The sequence below is a fragment of the Micromonospora carbonacea genome (assembly GCF_014205165.1).
GTDB classification, from domain to species: domain Bacteria; phylum Actinomycetota; class Actinomycetes; order Mycobacteriales; family Micromonosporaceae; genus Micromonospora; species Micromonospora carbonacea.
Map to the genome: position 1 here is coordinate 4657239 of NZ_JACHMZ010000001.1, position 23673 is coordinate 4680911.

Here is a 23673-nt window from a genome sequence, read left to right on the forward strand (position 1 = left end):
TACTCCGTACGTGGGCCAAGGTCAGGACTCGGAGCCGTCGAGCGCCAGCCTGATGAGGGTGTCGGCGTCCATCTCGTCGATGTCGACGTCCCCGCCGCCGGGGGCGGGCTCGGTGTCGTCGCCGTCGGTGAGCTTGAGCAGCAGGTCGAGGAGACCGGCCTCGCGGATGCGGGCCAGCGGGATGGTGGCCAGGGCCTGACGCACCGCCGTCTCGGCCGGGTCGGCCGCCTCCTCCCGGTGTGCCTCGGGGACCAGCGCGGTGAGCAGGTGGTCGGCCACGGCGGCCGGGTCGGGGTGGTCGAAGACGAGCGTGGTGGGCAGGGGCAGGCCGGTGGCCCGGGTGAGCCGGTTGCGCAGCTCCACGGCGGTCAGCGAGTCGAAGCCGAGCTCCTTGAACGCCCGCCGCGGCTTGACCCGCTCCGGGCCGGGATGGCCGAGGACGGCGGCGGCCTCCGCGCGGACCAGGTCGGTGAGGTGCCGGTCCTGCTCGTCGCGGGGCAGGGCGCGCAGCCGGTCCCGCAGGGCCTGCCCGCCGTCGGCCGGCGCGGCATCGTCGTCGGGGCGTTCGGCGGGCCGCGCCTCGGGCAGGTCGGCCAGCAGCGGCCGGGGCCGCGCCGACGCGTACGCCGGGGCGAACGTCGCCCAGTCGACGTCGGCGACGGTGAGGCAGGCCCGCCCGCGCCCGACGGCGACCCGCAGGGCGTGCACGGCGTCGGCCGGGGACATCGCCCGCAGCCCGCGCCGGGCCAGTTCCCGCTGGGCGTCGTCGGTGGCCATCCCGCCGTCGGCCCACGGCCCCCACGCCACGGAGGTGGCGGCGAGCCCCCGGGCGCGGCGGCGCTCGGCGAGCGCGTCGAGCCAGGCGTTGCCGGCCGCGTAGCCGGCCTGCCCGCCGCTGCCCCAGATCCCGGCGATGGACGCGAACAGCACGAACGCGTCGAGCGGCCGGTCGCCGAGCAGCTCGTCGAGGTGCGCCGCCCCGGCGGCCTTGCCGGTCAGCACCCCGGCGAGCCGGCCGAGGTCGGTGTCGACGAGCGGGGCCACGTCGTTGAGGCCGGCGGCGTGCACCACGGCGGTCAGCGGGGACGGGTCGGCGTCGACGCGGGCGAGCAGCGCGGCGACCGCGTCCCGGTCGGCCACGTCGCAGGCGGCGACGGTGACCCGTACGCCGAGGGCGGTCAGCTCGTCGCGCAGCTCCGCCGCGCCCGGCGCGTCCTCGCCGCGCCGGCTGGTCAGCACCAGGTGTTCGGCCCCGTTGCCGGCGGCCCAGCGGGCCACGTGCGCGCCGAGCGCGCCGGTGCCGCCGGTGACGAGCACGGTGCCGGAGGGCCGCCACCGGTCGGCCGCCGCCGCGTCGGCGGGGGTGGCCCGGGTCAGCCGGCGCGCGTACACGCCGGTGGGCCGCACGGCGAGCTGGTCCTCGTCGCCGGCGGCGGTGAGGGCCGCCGCGATCCGGGCGGGGTCGACGCGGGCGGCGCTGCCGGCGGGGTCGACGCGGGCAGCGGGGTCGGCTTCGGCGGCGGGCAGGTCGAGCAGGCCGACCCGGAGCTGCGGCAGCTCCAGGCCGGCGACGCGGCCGAGGCCCCACAGTCCGCCCTGGGCGGCGCTGCGGACGGCGTCGCCGTCGCCGGTGCCGACTGCGCCCCGCGTCACGCACCACAGGGCCGTGGTCGCCCCGGTGTCGTGCAGGGCCTGCGCCAGCGCCAGCGTGGCCGCCGTGCCGACGGGCACGGCCGGGTGCTGCGGGTGCGGGTCGTCGGCCAGGCCGAGCAGGGAGACGACGCCGGTGACGGGCCCGTCGGCGAGCGCGGCGGTGAGCCGCCGGGCCAGGCCGCCCCGGGTGGCGGTGGCCGGGTCGGCGGGCAGCCGCCGCACGTCCGCGCCGGCCGAGGCGAGCGCGGCGGCGACGTCGTCGGCGGTGTCGCCGTCGGGCCCGACGAGCAGCCAGCCGCCGGCCGCCACCGGCGGGTCGCCCGGGTCGATCCGCCGCCACCCGACCTGGTACGACCAACCGTTCACCGCCGCGTCCCGGGTGCGGGCCCGTCGCCAGGTGGTGAGGGCGGGCAGGGCCGGGGCGAGGGCGTCGAGGGCGGTGTCGTCGCCGAGTTGGGTGGCGAGGGCGGTCAGGTCGCCGCGTTCGACCGCCGCCCAGAACTCCGCGTCCCCACCACCGTCGGCGTCCTTGCGGGGGCGGGGCAGAGCCTCCGGCCAGAACCGCTGGTGCTGGAACGCATACGTCGGCAGGTCGATGCGGGACGCGCCCGTGCCGGCGAACCACTGCCGCCACGACACCGGCACCCCGTTGACGTGCAGCTCCGCCAGGGCAGCCAGCAGGGCGGTCGCCTCGGGCCGGTCCCGGCGCTGGGCGGCGACCGTCAGCACACCCTCGTCACCCGGCAGCACGTCGGCGGCCAGGGCGGTCAGCACACTCTGCGGGCCGATCTCCAGGAACGTGTCCACGCCGGCCTTCCGCAGCACGGTCACCCCGTCGGCGAACCGCACGGCCTCGCGGACGTGCCGCACCCAGTAGTCCGGGGTGCGGATCTCGTCGGCGTCGGCCAGGGCCCCGGTCAGGTTCGACACCACCGGCAGCAACGGCGCGGCGAAGGCGAGCGTCTCCAGGGTCGCCCGGAACTCGGCCAGCATCGGCTCCATCAACGGGCTGTGGAACGCGTGACTCACCGTGAGCCGGCGGGTGCGCGCACCCCGGTCCTGCCAGAGCTGCTCGACCTCGTCGAGGGCCTCGACCGCACCGGAGACGACCACGGCCGACGGGCCGTTCACGGCCGCGATCCCGACGTCGACCCGACCGGCGATGGACTCCGCCACCGACTCCTCGGCGTCGTTGACCGCCAGCATCCCGCCCCCGGTCGGCAACGCCTGCATCAACCGACCCCGGGCGGCCACCAGCGCACACGCGTCCGCCAGCGACAACACCCCCGCCACGTGCGCTGCGGTGATCTCACCGACCGAGTGCCCGCCCACGAAGTCCGGCACCACCCCGAACGACTCGACAAGCCGGAACAACGCCACCTCGACCGCGAACAGGCCCGCCTGCGTGAAGACCGTCTGATCCAGCAACGCCGCCTCGGGCGTGCCCGCCTCCGCGAACAGCACCGGCTTCAGCGGCTGCGGCAGCAACGGATCCAGCTCGGCGCACACCTCGTCCAACGCCGACGCGAACACCGGGAACGCCTCGGACAACTCCCGACCCATCCCGGCACGCTGCGCGCCCTGACCCGAGAAGAGGACCGCGAGCTGACCGCGCTGATCCGGGGTACCGACCACCACGGCCCCGGACGGCTCTCCCGCCGCCAGGGCCCGCAACGCGGCCAGCAGTTCGGCGCGCCCGGCGGCCGTCACCACCGCCCGCTGCTCCAACGCCGGGCGCGTCGTCACCGACGACCAGGCCACATCGACGGCGGCAAGCGACTCGTCACCGGCCAACCAGCGGGCCCACCGGCCCGCCTGACCAGCCAACGCCGCATCCGTGCGGGCGGACAGCAGCACCGGCACCACCGGCGGCGTCACCCGCTCCACCACCACACCCTCGACAACCTCCACCGGAGGCTGCTCGATGATCACATGCGCGTTCGTCCCGGAGATCCCGAACGACGACACCGCCGCCCGACGCGGCCGACCCACGGCAGGCCACGGCGTCGCCTCGGTCGCCAGCGCAACCGCACCCGCAGCCCAGTCGACATGCGGGGACGGCTCGTCCACGTGCAGGGTGGGCGGCACCACCCCGTGCCGCATCGCCAGCACCATCTTGATGATCCCGGCGACACCGGCCGCCGCCTGCGTGTGACCCATGTTCGACTTGATCGACCCGAGCAGCAGCGGCCGGTCGGCGGGCCGGTCCTGCCCGTAGGTCGCCAGCAGCGCCTGCGCCTCGATCGGATCACCGAGGGTCGTGCCGGTGCCGTGCGCCTCGACGGCGTCCACGTCGGCAGTGGACAGCCGGGCGTTGGCGAGGGCCTGCCGGATCACCCGCTGCTGCGACGGCCCGTTCGGGGCGGTAAGGCCGTTCGACGCACCGTCCTGGTTGACGGCCGTCCCCCGCACCACGGCGAGAACCCGGTGCCCGTTGCGGCGGGCGTCCGACAACCGCTCGACGAGCAGCATGCCCACACCCTCCGACCAACCCGTCCCGTCGGCAGCGGCCGCGAACGACTTGCACCGCCCGTCAGGGGACAGGCCGCGCTGCCGGGAGAAGCCGACGAACGCGCTCGGCGTGGCCATGACGGTGACGCCGCCGGCCAGGGCCAGGTCGCACTCGCCGGAACGCAGCGCCTGCGCCGCCAGATGCAGCGCGACCAGGGACGACGAGCACGCCGTGTCGACGGTGACCGCCGGCCCCTCCAGGCCGAAGACGTACGCGACCCGGCCGGAGGCGACGCTGCCGGCGGTGCCGTTGACGAGGTACCCCTCCAGTTCCGCCGAGGCTTCCAGGCGGCCCGCGTAGTCGTGGTGGATCAGGCCGGCGAAGACGCCGGTGGTGGCCTTCGTGTGGCGCGGGTCGATGCCGGCGTGCTCGAACGCCTCCCACGACGTCTCCAGCAGCAACCGCTGCTGCGGATCCATCGCCAGGGCCTCACGCGGCGAGATCCCGAAGAACCCCGGGTCGAACTCCGCCGCCTCGTACAGGAAACCACCCTGCCGCGTCGTCGACGTCCCCGCCCGATCCGCATCCGGGTCATACAACGCATCCAGGTCCCAACCCCGGTCCCCCGGGAACCCACCGATCGCATCCCCACCCGACGCCACCAGGTCCCACAACTGCTCCGGACTCGACACCCCACCCGGGAACCGACACGACATGCCGATGATCGCGATCGGGTCGTCGTCGTCCCGGGCGACGGCACGGGTGGTGGCGGTCGGGGCGGCGGAGTGGCCGAGCTGCTCGTGCAGGTGCTCGGCGAGGCGTTCCGGCGTCGGATAGTCGAACACCAACGTCGCCGTCAACCGCAACCCCGTCGCCGACGCCAACCGGTTACGCAACTCCACCGACGTCAACGAGTCGAACCCGAGCTCCTTGAACGCCCGACCACCCGCAACCGCCTGCGCCGACGCATGCCCCAACACCGCCGCCGCCTGACCACACACCAGATCCACCAACAACCGACGCGCCTCGTCCTGCGAAAGCCCGACCAGCCGCTCGGACCACCCCGTGCCGGCCCCGGCCTGCCCGGTGCGTGCCTGGCGGCGCGGCCCGGTCCGGGCCAGCAGCCGGACGATCGGCGGGACCTGGCCGGCGTCGCCGGTGATCCGCAGCCGGGCGGCGACCACCGCCGCCCGGGGCCCGGCGGTGGCGGCGTCGAGGAGGGCGGCACCCTCGTCGGCGGTGAGGCCCGTCATGCCGAGTCGGCCCAGGCGCTGCCGGTCGTCGGCGCCGAGCTGGGCGGTCATCCCGCCCGTGGCCCACATGCCCCAGCCGATGCTGGTCGCCGGCAGCCCGATGGCGCGGCGGTGCTGGGCGAGGGCGTCGAGGAACGCGTTGGCCGCCGCGTAGTTGCCCTGACCCGGCGAACCCAACGTCGCCGCGATCGACGAGAACACCACGAACGCCGACAGATCCAGGTGCGCGGTCGCCTCGTGCAACGCCCACGCACCGTCGACCTTCGGCCGCAGCACCGTGGCCACGCCGTCGGCGGTGAGAGAGCCGATCGTCGCGTCGGCGATCACCCCCGCCGTGTGCACCACCGCCGTCAACGGATGCGCCGGATCGATCCCGGCGACCAGGGCCGCCACCTGCCCCGCATCGGCCATGTCCACCGACACGGCCGTGACCTGCGCACCGGCATCCGTCAGCTCCGCCACCAACGCCGCATAGTCGGAACCCTCCACCGGCAACCGACGCGACGCCAACACCAACCGACGAGCCTGACCCGACGCCACCAGATGCCGCGCCACCACCCCGGCCAGGGTGCCCGACGCGCCCGTCACCAGCGTCGTGCCCTCACCATCGGCGGGCACCGGCACGGTCAGCACCACCTTGCCCACGTGCCTGGCCTGGCTCAGGTGCCGCAGCGCCTGCCGCGCCTGCCGCACGTCCCACACCCGCACCGGCAACGGCGACAACACACCCTGCTCGAACAACGCCAACAGCTCGCCGAGCATCTGCCCGATGCGTTCGCCGCCGGCCTCGTTCAGGTCGAACGCCCGGTAGGCGACCCCCGGATGCTCCGCCGCCACCACGGCGGCGTCCCGTACGTCGGTCTTGCCCATCTCGACGAACCGGCCACCACGCGGCAACAACCGCAACGACGCATCCACGAACTCACCCGCAAGAGCGTCGAGGACCACATCCACCCCGGCACCACCCGACGCCGAGGAGAACACCGCCTCGAACTCCGTCGACCGCGACGACCCGATCCGCCCCGGAGCCACCCCCAACTCCCGCAGGGTCCCCCACTTGCCGGGACTGGCAGTCGCGTAGACGGTCGCGCCGAAGTGGTGCGCGAGCTGGATCGCCGCCATGCCGACGCCACCCGCACCCGAGTGGACCAGGACAGACTCACCGGAGCGCAGACCAGCCAGATCGTGCAACGCGTAGTACGCCGTCAGGAACACCACCGGCACCGACGCCGCCTCGACAAACGACCACCCCGACGGCACCCGCGCCACCCGCAACCGCTGCGCCACCACCTCCGGCCCAAAACCAGGCTCAAACAACCCGAACACCCGATCACCCGGGCTCAGATCATCCACACCCGGCCCGACCTCCAGCACCACACCCGCACCCTCACTACCCATCACCGCCGACGGATCCGGATACATCCCGAGCGCGATCAACACGTCCCGGAAGTTCACGCCGGTGGCGCGTACCGCGATGCGGACCTCGCCGGGCGCGAGGGCGGCCGGGGCGGCGGCGACGATCTCGACGCCGTCGAGCGTGCCGGGGCGCGCGGCGGCGACGTGCCACGCACGGTCCGCCGGCGGGGTCAGCTCCGCGCCCGGCTGGCGCACGAGCCGGGGTACGCACACCGCGTCGCCCCGCAGCGCGAGCTGGCCGCCGACGGTGGACGGGTCGGCCGCGACGGTCGCCAGGACGGCGAGCGCCTGCGGGCCGACGGCCTCGTCGGTGTCGGCGAGCACGATGCGGTCGGGGTGCTCCGACTGCGCCGAACGCAGCAGACCCCACACCGCCGCACCCGCCAGATCGGACACCCGGTCCTCGTCCCCCGCCACCACGGCACCCCGGGTCACCACCACCAACCGCGAACCCGCAAGCAGATCAGCGGCAAGCCACCCCTGCACCACACCCAACACACCCGCGACGACATCCCGCACCGCGTCCGGCACAGCGGCCCCCGCAGCGCCGACGGGCAGCAACACGAAAGCCGGAGCGGGCCGCCCCGCCTCCACCGCCGCCACCAGCGCCGGCACGTCCGCGTACGCGGGCACCTCGGGCGGGGCGACCTCGCCGAGCGCCACCGCGCCGGACACGTCGGCGGCCGGGGTCACGTCCTCGGCGTGCCAGGTCACCTCGAACAGGGACCGGTCGGCCGCACTCGGGGCCGGGGCGGTGCCCATCTCCCGCAGGACGAGGGAGTCGACGGAGACCACCGGCGACCCGGAGCCGTCGACCGCGACGAGCCGCACGCCGGAACCGGCGCGGCTCAACCGCACCCGCAGCGCGCGGGCACCGGCGGCGTGCACCTGCACACCGGTGAACGCGAACGGCACCCGAGGCCCGGTGCCGGTGCCGGCGTCGAGCAGGCCGATCGGGTGCAGCGCGGCGTCAAGCAACGCCGGGTGCACCCCGAACGCGGACGCGTCCGCCGCCGACTCCGGCAGGGCCACCTCGGCACACAGCTCGCCGTCGCCCGTCCACACCCGGCGCAGCCCCTGGAACACCGGCCCGTACGCCAGCCCGTGCCCGACGAGCGCGTCGTACCAACCGGACAGGTCCACCTCGGACATGCCGACCGGCGGCCACGCCCCCACGGTCGGTTCCTCGGCGACGGCCGGCTCCAGCACGCCATCCGCGTGCCGGACCCACTCCGCGTCCGCGTCCTCGTCGGGCTGGGCATACACGGCCACGTCCCGGCCGCCGGTGTCGTCGGCCGCGCCGACGCGCACCTGCACCCGCACCCCACCGGAGACCGGGAGGGTCAGCGGCGCGGCGATGGTCAGCTCCCGCACCCGCGACGCGCCCACCTCGTCGCCCGCCCGCACCACAAGCTCGACCAGAGCCGCACCCGGCACCACCACCGCACCGGAGACGACGTGGTCGGCCAACCACGGATGCGTCGACACCGACAGCCGACCGGTCAGCACCGCCTCGTCGTCACCGGCCAGGCGCACCGCCGCGCCGAGCAGCGGGTGCCCCGGGGCGGCGAGCCCGGCACCGGACACGTCGCCGGCCCGCCAGGCCGCCGCGTCGGGCCAGTACCGCTGCCGCTGGAACGGGTACGTCGGCAGGTCCAGCGGGCGCACGGCCGTGCCGCCGCCGGTGAGGGCGGCCCAGTCGACGGGCACGCCGGCCGCGTACGCCTCGGCGAGGGCCGCGAGCAGCGCGGACGCCTCGGTGCGTCCCCGGCGCAGGGTCGGCACGACCACCGGCCCGGCGGTGGGGTCCGCGTCGCCGGCGAGGCAGTCGGAGATCATGCCGGCGAGCACCCCGTCGGGCCCGACCTCAAGGTACGTGCCGACGTGGCGCTGCCGCAGGTAGGCGATCCCGTCGGCGAAGCGGACGGCCTCCCGGACGTGCCGCACCCAGTACCCGGGGTCGCACAGCTCGTCCGAGTCGGCGGCGACGCCGGTCAGGTTGGACACGACGGGCAGCGTCGGCGGCTGGAAGGTGAGCCCGTCGAGGACGGCCCGGAAACCGGCGAGCATCGGTTCCATGAGCGGGCTGTGGAAGGCGTGGCTGACCCGCAGCCGGCGGGTGCGTACGCCCCGGTTCCGCCAGTCGGCCTCGACGGCGTCGAGGGCGTCGGCGGCGCCGGAGACGACGACGGCCGCCGGCCCGTTGACGGCGGCGATGCCGAGCCGGTCGGTCAGGCCCTCGATGGAGGCGCGGACGTCGGCTTCGGCGGCGGCGACGGCGAGCATGCCGCCCCCGGCGGGCAGCGCCTGCATGAGCCGGCCCCGGGCGGCGACCAGCGCGCAGGCGTCGGCGAGGGACAGCACCCCGGCGACGTGCGCGGCGGTGATCTCGCCGACGGAGTGGCCGCCGACGAGGTCGGGGACGACCCCGAACGACTCGACGAGGCGATAGAGGGCCACCTCGACGGCGAAGAGGCCGGCCTGGGTGAACACCGTCTGGTCGAGCAGCTCCGCGTCGGGGGAGCCTTCGGTGGCGAACAGCACGTCGCGCAGCGGGCGGGGCAGCAGCGGGTCGAGGTGTCGGCAGGCGTCGTCGAGCGCGGCGGCGAACGCGGGGAACGCCCCGTACGCCTCCCGGCCCATGCCAGGGCGTTGCGCGCCCTGGCCGGAGAAGAGGACGGCGAGCCGGCCGGGCCGGACGGTGCCCCGGACGACGACGGACGACGGCTCGTCGGCGGCGACGGCGGCCAGGCCGGCGAGGAGGCTCTGCCGGTCGCGGGGCAGCAGCACCGCGCGGTGTTCGAACGCGGACCGGCCGGTGGCGAGGGCGTGACCGAGGTCGGGCAGGCCGACGGCCGGGTTCTCCCCCAGCCAGTCGCGCAGCCGGCGGGCCTGTTCGGCCAGGGCGTCGCCGGTGCGGGCGGAGAGCACGCAGGGCGTGGTGAGGTCGCCGGTGGTGACGGCGGCCGGGACGGTCACGGTCGGCGCGGGCGTCGCCTCGGGGGCCGCTTCCAGGATGGTGTGGACGTTGGTGCCGGAGATGCCAAACGACGACACGGCGGCGCGGCGGGGCCGGTCCACCTCGGGCCAGGGACGCGGCTCGGCGAGCAGCGAGACGGCCCCGGCCGACCAGTCGATGTGCTCCGACGGGGTGTCGACGTGCAGGGTGGCGGGGAGCTGGCCGTGCCGCATCGCCATGACCATCTTGATCACCCCGGCGACGCCGGCGGCGGCCTGGGCGTGGCCGATGTTCGACTTGATCGAGCCGAGCAGCAGCGGCCGGTCGACGGGCCGGTCCTGCCCGTACGTGGCCAGCAGCGCCTGCGCCTCGATGGGGTCGCCGAGCGCCGTGCCGGTGCCGTGGGCCTCGACGGCGTCCACGTCGGCCGCAGTCAGGCGGGCGTTGGCGAGGGCCTGCCGGATGACGCGCTGCTGCGCCGGCCCGTTGGGGGCGGTGAGGCCGCTGCTGGCCCCGTCCTGGTTGACGGCGCTGCCCCGGACGACGGCGAGGACGCGGTGGCCGTTGCGTTGGGCGTCGGAGAGCCGTTCCAGCAGCAGCATGCCGACGCCCTCGGCGAAGCCGGTGCCGTTGGCGCCCGCGCCGAACGCCCGGCACCGCCCGTCGGGCGACAGGCCGCGCTGGCGGGAGAACTCGGCGAGCATGCCGGGGGTGGACATGACGCTGACCCCGCCGGCCAGGGCGAGCTGGCACTCGTTCTGCCGCAGCGCCTGGGCGGCCAGGTGCAGGGCGACCAGCGACGACGAGCAGGCGGTGTCGACGGTGACGGCGGGGCCTTCGAGGCCGAACAGGTAGGAGATGCGGCCGGAGGCGACGCTGCCGGCGCTGCCGTTGCCGACGTACCCGTCGAGCTCGTCGGACGTGCCGAGGGCCTTGCCGGCGTAGTCGTGGTAGATGAGGCCGACGTAGACGCCGGTGCTGCTGCCCCGGGCGGTCAGCGGGTCGATGCCGGCCCGTTCGAACGCCTCCCACGACGTTTCCAGCAGCAGCCGCTGCTGCGGGTCCATGGCGAGCGCCTCGCGGGGCGAGATGCCGAAGAAGGCGGCGTCGAAGTCGGCGGCGTCGTAGAGGAACCCGCCGCGCTGCGGGGTGGCCGTGTCGGCACCGGCGTCGCCGCTCAGGTCGGCGAGGTCCCAGCCCCGGTCGGTGGGGAAGGGCGCGATGACGTCCGCGCCGGCGGTGACGAGGTCCCACAGTTGTTCGGGGGTGCGCACGTCGCCGGGGAAGCGGCAGGCCATGCCGACGATCGCGATGGGCTCGTCGACGCCGGTCGCGGCGGCAGCGGCGGGGGCCGGCGCGGGGGCGGCCCGGCCGCCGACCTCCCGGTCGAGGAAGTCGGCGAGCACGGCGGGCGTCGGGTAGTCGAAGGCGACGGTGGCGGGCAGCCGCAGCCCGGTGGCGGCGGCGAGCCGGTTGCGCAGCTCGACGGAGGTGAGCGAGTCGAAGCCGAGTTCCTTGAACGGCCGCTGCGGGTCGACGGTGTCGGCGGAGCGGTGGCCGAGCACGGCGGCCGCGGCACCGGCGACGAGGTCGAGGAGCTGGCCGCGTCGTTCGGCGGGGCTGAGGGCGGCGAGCCGCTCGCCCAGCGACAGGTCGGCGGCGGCCCGGGTCGCCGCCCGCCGTCGGGCGTGGGGCTGGCGCACGAGGTCGCGCAGCAGCGCGGGGACCGGTCCGCCCGTGGCCGCCGGCACCTTCATGAGTACGAGGTGCGCGCCGCCGTGCCGCTGCGCGGCGTCGAGGAGCGCGAGCCCCTCGGCGTCGGTGAGCGGGGCGCTGCCGGCGCGGATGGCGCGCCGGTGCTCGGTGGCGTCGAGGTGGGCGGTCATGGCGCTGGTGGTGGCCCAGAGCCCCCAGGCGAGGCTGGTCGCCGGCAGCCCGATGGCGCGGCGGTGCTGGGCGAGGGCGTCGAGGAACGCGTTGGCCGCCGCGTAGTTGCCCTGACCCGGCGAACCCAACGTCGCCGCGATCGACGAGAACACCACGAACGCCGACAGATCCAGGTGCGCGGTCGCCTCGTGCAACGCCCACGCACCGTCCACCTTCGGCCGCAACACCGCGTCCACGCCGTCAGCGGTAAGCGACCCGATCGTCGCGTCGGCGATCACCCCCGCCGTGTGCACCACCGCCGTCAACGGATGCGCCGGATCGATCCCGGCCACCAGGCCCGCCACCTGCCCCGCATCGGCCACGTCCACCGACACGGCCGTGACCTGCGCACCGGCATCCGTCAGCTCCGCCACCAACGCCGCATAGTCGGAACCCTCCACCGGCAACCGACGCGACGCCAACACCAACCGACGAGCCTGACCCGACGCCACCAGATGCCGCGCCACCACCCCGGCCAGAGCACCCGACGCACCCGTCACCAGGGTCGTGCCGTCCGGGTCCACCGCGACCGGAACCGTCAGCACCACCTTGCCCACATGCCGAGCCTGACTCAGGTGCCGCAACGCCTGCCGGACCTGCCGCACATCCCACACCCGCACCGGCAACGGCCGCAACACACCACTCTCGAACAACGCCAACAGCTCGCCCAGCATCTGCCCGATGCGTTCGCCGCCTGCGGCGTTTAGCTCGAACGCCTGGTACGTCACGCCGGGGTGTTGGCGGGCGACCAGTTCCGGGTCGCGTACGTCGGTCTTGCCCATCTCGACGAACCGGCCGCCACGCGGCAACAACCGCAACGACGCGTCCACGAACTCACCCGCAAGGGCGTCGAGGACCACATCCACACCAGCGCCACCCGACGCCGAGGAGAACACCTGCTCGAACTCCGTCGACCGCGACGAACCGATCCGCCCCGGAGCCACCCCCAACTCCCGCAGGGTCCCCCACTTGCCGGGACTCGCCGTCGCATAGACCGTCGCGCCGAAGTGGTGCGCGAGCTGGATCGCCGCCATCCCGACGCCACCCGCACCCGAGTGGACCAGGACAGACTCGCCAGCCCGCAACCCCGCCAGATCACGCAACGCGTAGTACGCCGTCAGGAACACCACCGGCACCGACGCCGCCTCGACAAACGACCACCCCGACGGCACCCGCGCCACCCGCAACCGCTGCGCCACCACCTGCGGCCCAAAACCAGGCTCGAACAACCCGAACACCCGATCACCCGGCACCAGATCGTCGACACCCGGGCCGACCTCCAGCACCACACCCGCACCCTCACTACCCATCACCGCCGACGGATCCGGATACATCCCCAACGCGATCAACACGTCCCGGAAGTTCACCCCGGCCGCCCGCACGGCGATGCGGACCTGGCCCGGGGCGAGGGGCTGGGCGGTGTCGGGCAGCAGGTCGACGCCGTCGAGCGTGCCGGGGGCGACGGCGGCCACGTGCCACAGGTCGCCCTGCGGGGTGAGGGCGTCACCGGCGGGCCGGGTGACCCGGGGCGTGAGGACGGTGCCGGCCCGGACGGCGAGCTGGCCGCCGGTGGGGGCCGGGTCGGCGGCCACCGCCGCGAGCAGCGCCACCGCGTCGGCGTCCAACGGACCGTCGAGGTCGGCCAGCACGATGCGGTCGGGGTGCTCCGACTGCGCCGAACGCAGCAGACCCCACACCGCCGCACCCGCCAGGTCGGTCACCCGGTCGCCGGGCAGGACCGCCACGGCGTCGCGGGTCGTCACGGCCAGCTTCGTGTCGGCGAGGGCGTCGGCGGCCAGCCACGCCTGGACGGCCCCGAGGGCGTCCGCCGTCGCGGCCCGGACCAGGCCGGGCAGGTCGTCGCCGGAGGGCTGGCCCGGGGTGCTCCCGGGGACCCGGTCCGGGGCGGAGCCGGCATCGCCGGCCGCGCCCGGGCCGACGGGCAGCAGGACGAGGCCCGGCGCGGGCCGGCCCGCCTCGACGGCCGCCACCAGGGCCGCCACGTCCGGGTACGCCGACACGTCCGGAAGGGCCACCTCGCCGAGCGCCACCGCGCCCGACACGTCGGCGGCCGGGGTCACGTCCTCGGCGCGCCAGGTGAGTTCGAACACCGACCGGTCGGCGGCGCTGGGCGCGGCGACGCCGGTCAGTTCCCGCAGGACGAGGGAGTCGACCGAGACGACCGGCGACCCGGACCCGTCGACCGCGACCAGCCGCACCCCGGAACCGGCACGGCTCAACCGCACCCGCAACACCGACGCACCGGCGGCGTGCACCTGCACACCGCTGAACGCGAACGGCACCCGGGGCCCCGACGTCTCCTGCTCCGACAGCAATCCGATCGGGTGCAGGGCGGCGTCCAGCAACGCCGGGTGCACCCCGAACCGGCCGGCGCTCTCGGCGACGTCGTCGGGCAGGGCCACCTCGGCGTACACGTCGCCGCCGGTGCCGGTCCACACCCGGCGCAGCCCCTGGAACACCGGCCCGTACGCCAGCCCGTGCCCGACGAGCGCGTCGTACCAACCGGACAGGTCCACCTCGGACGCGCCGACCGGCGGCCACTGCCCCACCACCGGCTCCTCGGCCACCGCCGGCTCCAGCACCCCATCGGCGTGCCGCACCCACTCCGCGTCCGCATCCTCGCCGGGCTGGGCGTGCACCGTCACCTCACGGGCACCAGCACCGTCGGCCGCACCGACCCGCACCTGCACCCGCACCGCCTCGGAGGCCGGCAACGTCAACGGCGCGGCGATCGTCAACTCCCGCACCCGCGACGCACCCACCTCGTCGCCCGCCCGCACCACCAACTCCACCAGAGCCGCACCCGGCACCACCACCGCACCGGCAACCACGTGATCGGCCAACCACGGATGCGACGACACCGACAACCGACCCGACAACACCACCTCGTCGTCACCGGCCAGGCGCACCGCCGCACCCAACAGCGGATGCCCCGCCACGCCCAGGCCCGCAGCCGACACATCGCCCACCTGCCACGTGCCCGCCTCGGGCCAGAACCGCTCCCGCTGGAACGCGTACGTCGGCAGATCCACCCGGGACGCGCCGGTGTCGGCGAGGACGGCGGCCCAGTCGACCGGCACGCCGGCCGTGTGCAGGTCGCCGAGCGCGGCGAGGAGCTGGCGGGGGCCGTGCTCGTCGCGGCGCAGCGAACCGACCACGACGCCGGGCTGGACGCCGTCGGCCCGGTCGAGCGCGTCCTGCACCACCACCTTGAGCACGGGGTGGGGGCTGACCTCGACGAACGTGCGGTAGCCGGCGGCGATCAGCGCGTCCACGACGGGGGCGAGGCGCACCGGTTCGCGCAGGTTCCGGTACCAGTAGTCGGCGTCCAGCGCGGTGATGTCGAGGGGTTCGCCGGTGACGGTGGAGTGGAAGGCCACCTCGGTGGGGTGGGCCTCGATCGTGCCGAGCGCCGCGGCCAGGTCCTCGCGGACGGCCTCGACGTGCCCGCAGTGCGACGCGTAGTCCACGGCGATCCGGCGGGCCCGGATGCCGCGCTCGGTGCAGGTGGCGAGCAGTTCGTCGACGGGGCCGGCGTCGCCGGACACGACGGTGACGGCCGCGCCGTTGACGGCGGCGACGGACAGGGCACCGGCCCAGGGCGCGATGAGCTGTTCGGTGTCGGCGGCGGACAGCGGCACGGACACCATGCCGCCCAGCCCGGAGATGGCGAGCAGGCCCCGGCTGCGGGCGACGACGAGCCGCATCGCGTCGGGCAGGGTGAGCGCCCCGGCGGCGCAGGCGGCGGCGATCTCGCCCTGCGAGTGGCCGATGACGGCGTCGGGCCGGACGCCGCACGCCTTCCACACCTCGGCGAGGGAGACCATGACGGAGAACAGGAGCGGCTGGACGACGTCCACCCGGTCCATCGGCGGGGCGTCGGGTGCGCCGCGCAGGACGTCCTCGGGGTGCCAGTCGACCAGGCGGGACAGTTCCGCCGCGCACTGGTCCATCCGGTCCCGGAAGACCGGCGAGGACGCCAGGAGGTCGAGGGCCATCCCGGCCCACTGGGAGCCCTGGCCGGGGAAGACGAAGACGACCTTCGGCGTACCGTCGGGGCTGCCGGCGTGGTGGTCGGCCTCGGCGACCGCGGCGAGCCCGGCCAGCGCGGAGTCCCGGTCGGCGGCCACGGTGACCTGCCGGTACGGGTGGTGGGCGCGGCCGGTGGCGAGCGAGTACGCGAGGTCGACGAGGTCGAGGGCCGGGTCGCCGTCGAGGTGGGCCCGCAGCCGGGCCGCCTGGTCGCGCAGGGCGCGGGCGCTGCGGGCCGACACGAGCAGCGGTACGGCGTCGGCGGCGACCAGGCCGGGCGGCGGCGTCGCCGGGCGTTCGGGGCGGGGCGTCGGGGCGTCGGCGGGGGCCTGCTCGATGATGGCGTGGGCGTTGGTGCCGCTGATGCCGAAGGAGGACACGGCGGCGCGGCGGGGCCGGTCGACGGCCGGCCAGGGCGCGGCGTCGGTGGTGAGGGTGACGGCGCCGGAGGTCCAGTCGATGTGCGGGGACGGGTCGTCGACGTGCAGGGTCGCCGGGACGAGCCCGTGCCGCATCGCCATGACCATCTTGATCACCCCGGCGACGCCGGCGGCGGCCTGGGTGTGCCCGATGTTGGACTTGATCGACCCGAGCAGCAGCGGCCGGTCGGCGGGCCGGTCCTGCCCGTAGGTGGCCAGCAGCGCCTGCGCCTCGATCGGGTCGCCCAGGGTCGTGCCGGTGCCGTGCGCCTCGACGGCGTCCACCTCGGCCGGGGTCAGGCGGGCGTTGGCGAGGGCCTGCCGGATCACCCGCTGCTGCGACGGCCCGTTCGGCGCGGTCAGCCCGTTGGACGCGCCGTCGGAGTTGACGGCGCTGCCCCGGAGGACGGCGAGGACCCGGTGGCCGCGTCGCCGGGCGTCGGAGAGTCGCTCGACGAGGAGGATGCCGACGCCCTCGCCCCAGCCGGTGCCGTCGGCGGACGCGGCGAACGCCTTGCACCGGCCGTCGGGGGCGAGGCCGCCCTGGCGGGAGAACTCGGAGAACATGCCCGGCTGGGCCATCAACGCGACGCCCCCGGCGAGGGCCATGTCGCATTCGCCGGAGCGCAGCGCCTGCGCGGCGAGGTGCAGGGCGACCAGGGACGACGAGCACGCCGTGTCGACGGTGACGGCCGGGCCCTCGAAGCCGAAGGTGTAGGCGACCCGGCCGGAGGCGACGCTGCCGGCGGTGCCGGTGAGCAGGTGCCCTTCGAGCCCTTCGAGGCCGTCGCTGCCGGTGGCGGCGTAGCCGGAGGAGGCGGCGCCGATGAAGACGCCGGTGCTGGTGCCGTGGCCGGTGGCGGGGTCGATGCCGGCGTGTTCGAACGCCTCCCACGACGTCTCCAGCAGCAACCGCTGCTGCGGATCCATCGCCAGGGCCTCACGCGGCGAGATCCCGAAGAACCCCGGGTCGAACTCCGCCGCCTCGTACAGGAAACCACCCTGCCGCGTCGTCGACGTCCCCGCCCGATCCGCATCCGGGTCATACAACGCATCCAGGTCCCAACCCCGGTCCCCCGGGAACCCACCGATCGCATCCCCACCCGACGCCACCAGGTCCCACAACTGCTCCGGACTCGACACCCCACCCGGGAACCGGCAGGCCATCCCGACGATGGCGATGGGCTCGTCGGTGCCCGCCGGGCCGGCGGCGCGGGCGGCAGCCGGCGCGGCGGCGGGCGTCTCGCCCAGCCGCTCGTGCAGGTGCTCGGCGAGGCGCTCCGGCGTCGGATAGTCGAACACCAACGTCGCCGTCAACCGCAACCCCGTCGCCGACGCCAACCGGTTACGCAACTCCACCGACGTCAACGAATCGAACCCGAGCTCCTTGAACGCCCGACCACCCGCAACCGCCTGCGCCGACGCATGCCCCAACACCGCCGCCGCCTGACCACACACCAGATCCACCAACAACCGACGCGCCTCGTCGGGGGCGAGACCGGCGAGGCGGTCCGCCCAGGAGGTGCCGGTGCCGCCGGTCACGCCGCCCGCCTGGCGGCGTCCGCCGGCGCGGGCGAGCAGCCGCAGGATCGGCGGGACCTGGGCGGCGTCCCCGGTGATGCGGAGGCGGGCCGCCGCGATCGCGGGCAGGGCCCTGGCGGTGGCCGCGTCGAGCAGGGCCGCGCCCTCGGCGGCGGTGAGGCCCGTCATGCCGAGCCGCCGCAGGCGCTGCGCGTCGTCGCGGTCGAGGTGGGCGGTCATGGCGCTGGTGGTGGCCCACATGCCCCAGCCGATGCTGGTCGCCGGCAGCCCGATGGCGCGGCGGTGCTGGGCGAGGGCGTCGAGGAACGCGTTGGCCGCCGCGTAGTTGCCCTGACCCGGCGAACCCAACGTCGCCGCGATCGACGAGAACACCACGAACGCCGACAGATCCAGATCCGCCGTCGCCTCGTGCAACGCCCACGCACCGTCCACCTTCGGCCGCAACACCGCAGCCACGCCGTCGGCGGACAGGGACGTGACGACCGAGTCGGCGAGGACCCCCGCGCAGTGCACCACGGCCGTCAGAGGGTGCGCCGGATCGATCCCGGCCACCAGGCCCGCCACCTGCCCCGCATCGGCAACATCCACCGACACGGCCGTGACCTGAGCACCCGCCCCCGTCAGCTCCGCCACCAACGCCGCATAGTCGGAACCCTCCACCGGCAACCGACGCGACGCCAACACCAACCGACGAGCCTGACCCGAGGCGACCAGATGCCGCGCCACCACCCCGGCCAGGGCACCCGACGCACCCGTCACCAGGGTCGTGCCGTCCGGGTCCACCGCGGCCGGAACCGTCAGCACCACCTTGCCCACATGCCGAGCCTGACTCAGGTGCCGCAACGCCTGCCGGGCCTGCCGCACGTCCCACACCCGCACCGGCAACGGCGACAACACACCCTGCTCGAACAACGCCAGCAGCTCGCCGAGCATCTGCCCGATGCGCTCGCTGCCCGCCTCGTTCAGGTCGAACGCCCGGTAGGCGACCCCCGGATGCTCCGCCGCCACCACCGCGGCGTCCCGCACGTCGGTCTTGCCCATCTCGACGAACCGGCCACCACGCGGCAACAACCGCAACGACGCGTCCACGAACTCACCCGCAAGGGCGTCGAGGACCACATCCACCCCGGCACCACCGGAGGCGGACGCGAACACCTGCTCGAACTCCGTCGACCGCGACGACCCGATCCGCCCCGGAGCCACCCCCAACTCCCGCAACGCCCCCCACTTGCCGGGACTCGCCGTCGCGTAGACCGTCGCGCCGAAGTGGTGCGCGAGCTGGATCGCCGCCATGCCGACGCCACCCGCACCCGAGTGGACCAGGACAGACTCGCCAGCCCGCAACCCCGCCAGATCACGCAACGCGTAATACGCCGTCAGGAAGACCAGCGGGACGGAGGCGGCCTCGGCGTAGGACCAGCCGGCGGGGATCCGGGCCACCCGCTGCCGCTCGGCGACGACCTGCGGGCCGAAGCCCGGCTCGAACATGCCGAACACCCGGTCGCCGGGCGCGAGCCCGTCGACGCCGGGGCCGACCTCCAGCACGACGCCCGCGCCCTCGCTGCCCATCCGGGCCGCCGCGTCCGGATACATGCCGAGTGCGATGAGGACGTCGCGGAAGTTCACGCCGGTGGCGCGTACGGCGATGCGGACCTGCCCGGCCCCCAGCTTCGCGGCCGGGGCGGCGACCAGGTCGACGCCGTCGATCGTGCCGGGGGCGACGGGCGCGAGGTGCCAGAGGCCCGTCGCCGGGGGCGTCAGCTCGTCGCCGGTCAGCCGCGTCAACCGGGGTACGCGCACCGCGCCCCCGCGGACGGCGAGTTGGCCGCCGGTGGGGGCGGGGTCGGCGGCCACCGCCGCGAGCAGCGCCACCGCGTCGGCGTCCAACGGACCGTCGAGGTCGGCCAGCACGATGCGGTCGGGGTGCTCCGACTGCGCCGAACGCAGCAGACCCCACACCGCCGCACCCGCCAGATCGGACACCCGGTCCTCGTCCCCCGCCACCACGGCACCCCGGGTCACCACCACCAACCGCGAACCCGCAAGCAGACCGGCGGCAAGCCACCCCTGCACCACACCCAACACACCCGCGACGACATCCCGCACCGCGTCCGGCACAGCGGCCCCCGCAGCGCCGACGGGCAGCAACACGAAAGCCGGAGCGGGCCGCCCCGCCTCCACCGCCGCCACCAGCGCCGGCACGTCCGCGTACGCGGGCACCTCGGGCGGGGCGACCTCGCCGAGCGCCACCGCGCCGGACACGTCGGCGGCCGGGGTCACGTCCTCGGCGTGCCAGGTCACCTCGAACAGGGACCGGTCGGCCGCACTCGGGGCCGGGGCGGTGCCCATCTCCCGCAGGACGAGGGAGTCGACGGAGACCACCGGCGACCCGGAGCCGTCGACCGCGACGAGCCGCACGCCGGAACCGGCGCGGCTCAACCGCACCCGCAGCGCGCGGGCACCGGCGGCGTGCACCTGCACACCGGTGAACGCGAACGGCACCCGAGGCCCGGTGCCGGTGCCGGCGTCGAGCAGGCCGATCGGGTGCAGGGCGGCGTCCAGCAACGCCGGGTGCACCCCGAAGCCGGTCGCGTCGGCCGCCGCCTCGTCGGGCAGGGCCACCTCGGCGTACACGTCGCCGTCGGTGCCGGTCCACACCCGACGCAGCCCCTGGAACACCGGCCCGTACGCCAGGCCGTGCTCCGCGAACGCCGGATACCAGCCGGCCAGTTCCGCCTCGGTCGCCCCGGCGGGCGGCCACACACCGACGGTTGGCTCCTCGGCGGCGGCCGGCTCCAGCACGCCCTCGGCGTGCCGCACCCACTCCGCGTCCGGCTCGTCGTCGGGCTGGGCGTGCACCGTCACCTCACGGGCACCGGACTCGTCGGCCGCACCGACGCGCACCTGCACCCGCACCGCCTCAGAGGCCGGCAACGTCAGCGGCGCGGCGATCGTCAACTCCCGCACCCGCGACGCACCCACCTCGTCGCCCGCCCGCACCACCAACTCCACCAGAGCCGCACCCGGCACCACCACCGCACCCGCGACAACGTGATCGGCCAACCACGGATGCGACGACACCGACAACCGACCGGTCAGCACCACCTCGTCGTCACCGGCCAGGCGCACCGCCGCGCCGAGCAGCGGATGCCCCGCCACGCCCAGGCCCGCGGCCGACACATCGCCCACCTGCCACGTACCCACCTCGGGCCAGAACCGCTCCCGCTGGAACGCGTACGTCGGCAGGTCCACCCGGGACGCGCCGGTGTCGGCGAACCACGACCGCCACCCCACCGACACCCCGTTGACGTGCAACTCCGCCAGCGCGGCCAGCAGAGCCGACACCTCCGGCCGATCCCGACGCTGGGCAGCCACCGCCAACACGTCCCCGCCGTCAGGCACGGCGTCCGCCGTCAACGCCGTCAACACGCTCTGCGGGCCGACCTCCAGGAACGTGTCCACCCCGGCCGCCCGCAACGCCGCCACCCCGTCGGCGAACCGCACCGCCTCCCGCACATGCCGCACCCAGTAGTCGACACTACGAACCTCGTCGGGCTCGGCCAGCTCGCCGGTCACGTTCGACACCAACGGCAGCACCGGCGCGGAGAACGTCAACCGACCGAGCAACGCCCGGAACTTCTCCAGCATCGGCTCCATCAGCGGGCTGTGGAACGCGTGACTCACCGCCAACCGACGCGTCCGCACCCCCCGACCCCGCCACGCCTGCTCCACCTGGTCCAGGGCGTCCACCGCACCCGACACGACAACAGAAGTCGGGCCGTTCACCGCCGCGATGCCCACCCGATCGGACAGCCCGTCCAGCGACGCCAACACGTCCGCCTCGGCCGCGTTGACCGCCAACATCCCGCCACCCGCCGGCAACCCCTGCATCAGGCGACCCCGCGCCACCACCAGGGCACACGCATGCTCCAGCGACAACACCCCCGCCACATACGCCGCGACGATCTCACCAACCGAATGCCCACCCACAAAGTCCGGCACCACACCGAACGACTCCACCAGGCGGAACAGCGCCACCTCGACCGCGAACAACCCCGCCTGCGTAAACACCGTCGAATCCAGCAGCTCGGCCTCCGGTGTGCCCGCCTCCGCGAACAACACCGGCCGCAGCGGCTGCGGCAGCCCGCGGTCCAGGTGCCCGCACACCTCGTCCAACACCGACGCGAACACCGGGAACGCCGCAGACAACTCCCGACCCATCCCGGCCCGCTGCGCACCCTGACCGGAGAACAGCACCGCGAGCGGACCCCGGTCTGCGGCGCGGCCGGCGACGACCGCGCCGGACGGCTCGCCCGCCGCCAGGGCGCGCAGCCCGGCGAGGAGGTCGTCCCGGCCCGTGGCCGCCACCACGGCGCGGCTGTCCAGAGCGGCCCGGGCGGTGACCGACGACCACCCCACGTCCAGAGGACGGGCGTCGGGGTCGGCGTCCAGCCAGGCCGCCCAGCGGCCCGCCTGCGCGGCGAGGGCGGCGGGGTGCGCGGCGGAGAGCAGCACCGGCACCGCCGGCAGGTCCCGGACGGGGGCCTCGGCTGCGGTGGCGGGCTCGGGCGGCGGGGCCTGTTCCAGGACGAGGTGGGCGTTGGTGCCGCTCATGCCGAAGGCGGAGACGGCGGCGCGGCGGGGCCGCCCGGCGTCGTCGGTCCACGGGCGGGCCCGGGTGAGCAGGGCGACCGCGCCGCCGGTCCAGTCGACGTGCGGCGTGGGCTCGTCGGCGTGCAGGGTCGCCGGCAGCAGCCCGTGCCGCATGGCGAGCACCATCTTGATCACACCGGCGACCCCGGCGGCGGCCTGGGTGTGGCCGAGGTTCGACTTCAGCGAGCCGAGCCAGAGTGGCCGGTCGGCGGGCCGGTCCCTGCCGTACGTCGCGAGGAGCGCCTGCGCCTCGATCGGGTCGCCGAGCCGGGTGCCGGTGCCGTGCGCCTCGACGACGTCCACGTCCGCCGGCGTGAGCCCGGCGTTGTCGAGGGCCTGCCGGATGACGCGCTGCTGGGCGGGGCCGTTCGGCGCGGTGAGGCCGCTGCTGGCCCCGTCGGAGTTGACGGCGCTGCCCCGGATGACGGCGAGCACGGGGTGGCCGTTGCGGCGGGCGTCGGACAACCGCTCGACGAGCACCATGCCGACGCCCTCGGCCCAGCCGGTGCCGTCGGCGTCGGCGGAGAACGCCTTGCACCGGCCGTCGGCGGCCAGCCCCCGCTGGCGGGAGAACTCGACGAACCCGCCGGGGGTGGCCATCACGCTGACGCCGCCGGCCACGGCGAGGGTGCACTCGCCGTCGCGCAGGGCCTGACCGGCGAGGTGCAGCGCGACCAGCGACGACGAGCAGGCGGTGTCGACGGTGACGGCCGGCCCCTCCAGGCCGAACGAGTAGGCGAGCCGGCCGGAGATGACGCTGGCGGCGGTGCCGGTCAGCACGTAGCCTTCGGCGCCCTCGGGGAGGCGGCGCAGCACGGAGGCGTAGTCCTGCCCGGCGGTGCCGACGAACACGCCGGTACGGCTGCCGCGCAGCGACCCGGCGTCGATGCCGGCGCGTTCGAACACCTCCCAGGTGGTCTCCAGCAGCAGCCGCTGCTGCGGGTCCATCGCGAGGGCCTCGCGGGGGGAGATGCCGAACAGGGTCGGGTCGAAGTGGCCGGCGTCGTCGAGGAACCCGCCCCGGTCGCTGTACGAGGTGCCGGGGTGGTCGGGGTCCGGGTCGTACAGCCGGGCCAGGTCCCAGCCCCGGTCGGTGGGGAACGGGCCGGTCGCGTCGGTGCCGGCGGCCACGAGGTCCCACAGGTCCTCGGGGGAGCCGACGCCGCCGGGGAACCGGCACGCCATCGCGACGACGGCGATCGGTTCGGGTTCGGCGCTCTCCAGTTCCCGCAGGCGTCGGTGCGCCTGGCGGAGCTCGGTGGTCACCCACTTGAGGTGTTCGAGGAGCTTCACTTCGTCCGCCATGACCCACCCGCCCGGAGCTTGCTACCGATCGATTCCGCCGAA

1 protein-coding gene is annotated in these 23673 nt (G+C 75.3%); it reads right to left on the reverse strand.

Features of this window, described 5'->3' with window-relative positions; translation table 11 throughout:
• Positions 1-21: 21 nt before the first annotated feature.
• Positions 22-23631, reverse strand: a complete 23610-nt coding sequence (locus HDA31_RS31815; protein WP_178064080.1) for a type I polyketide synthase — start codon at positions 23629-23631, stop codon at positions 22-24.
• Positions 23632-23673 lie beyond the last annotated feature (42 nt).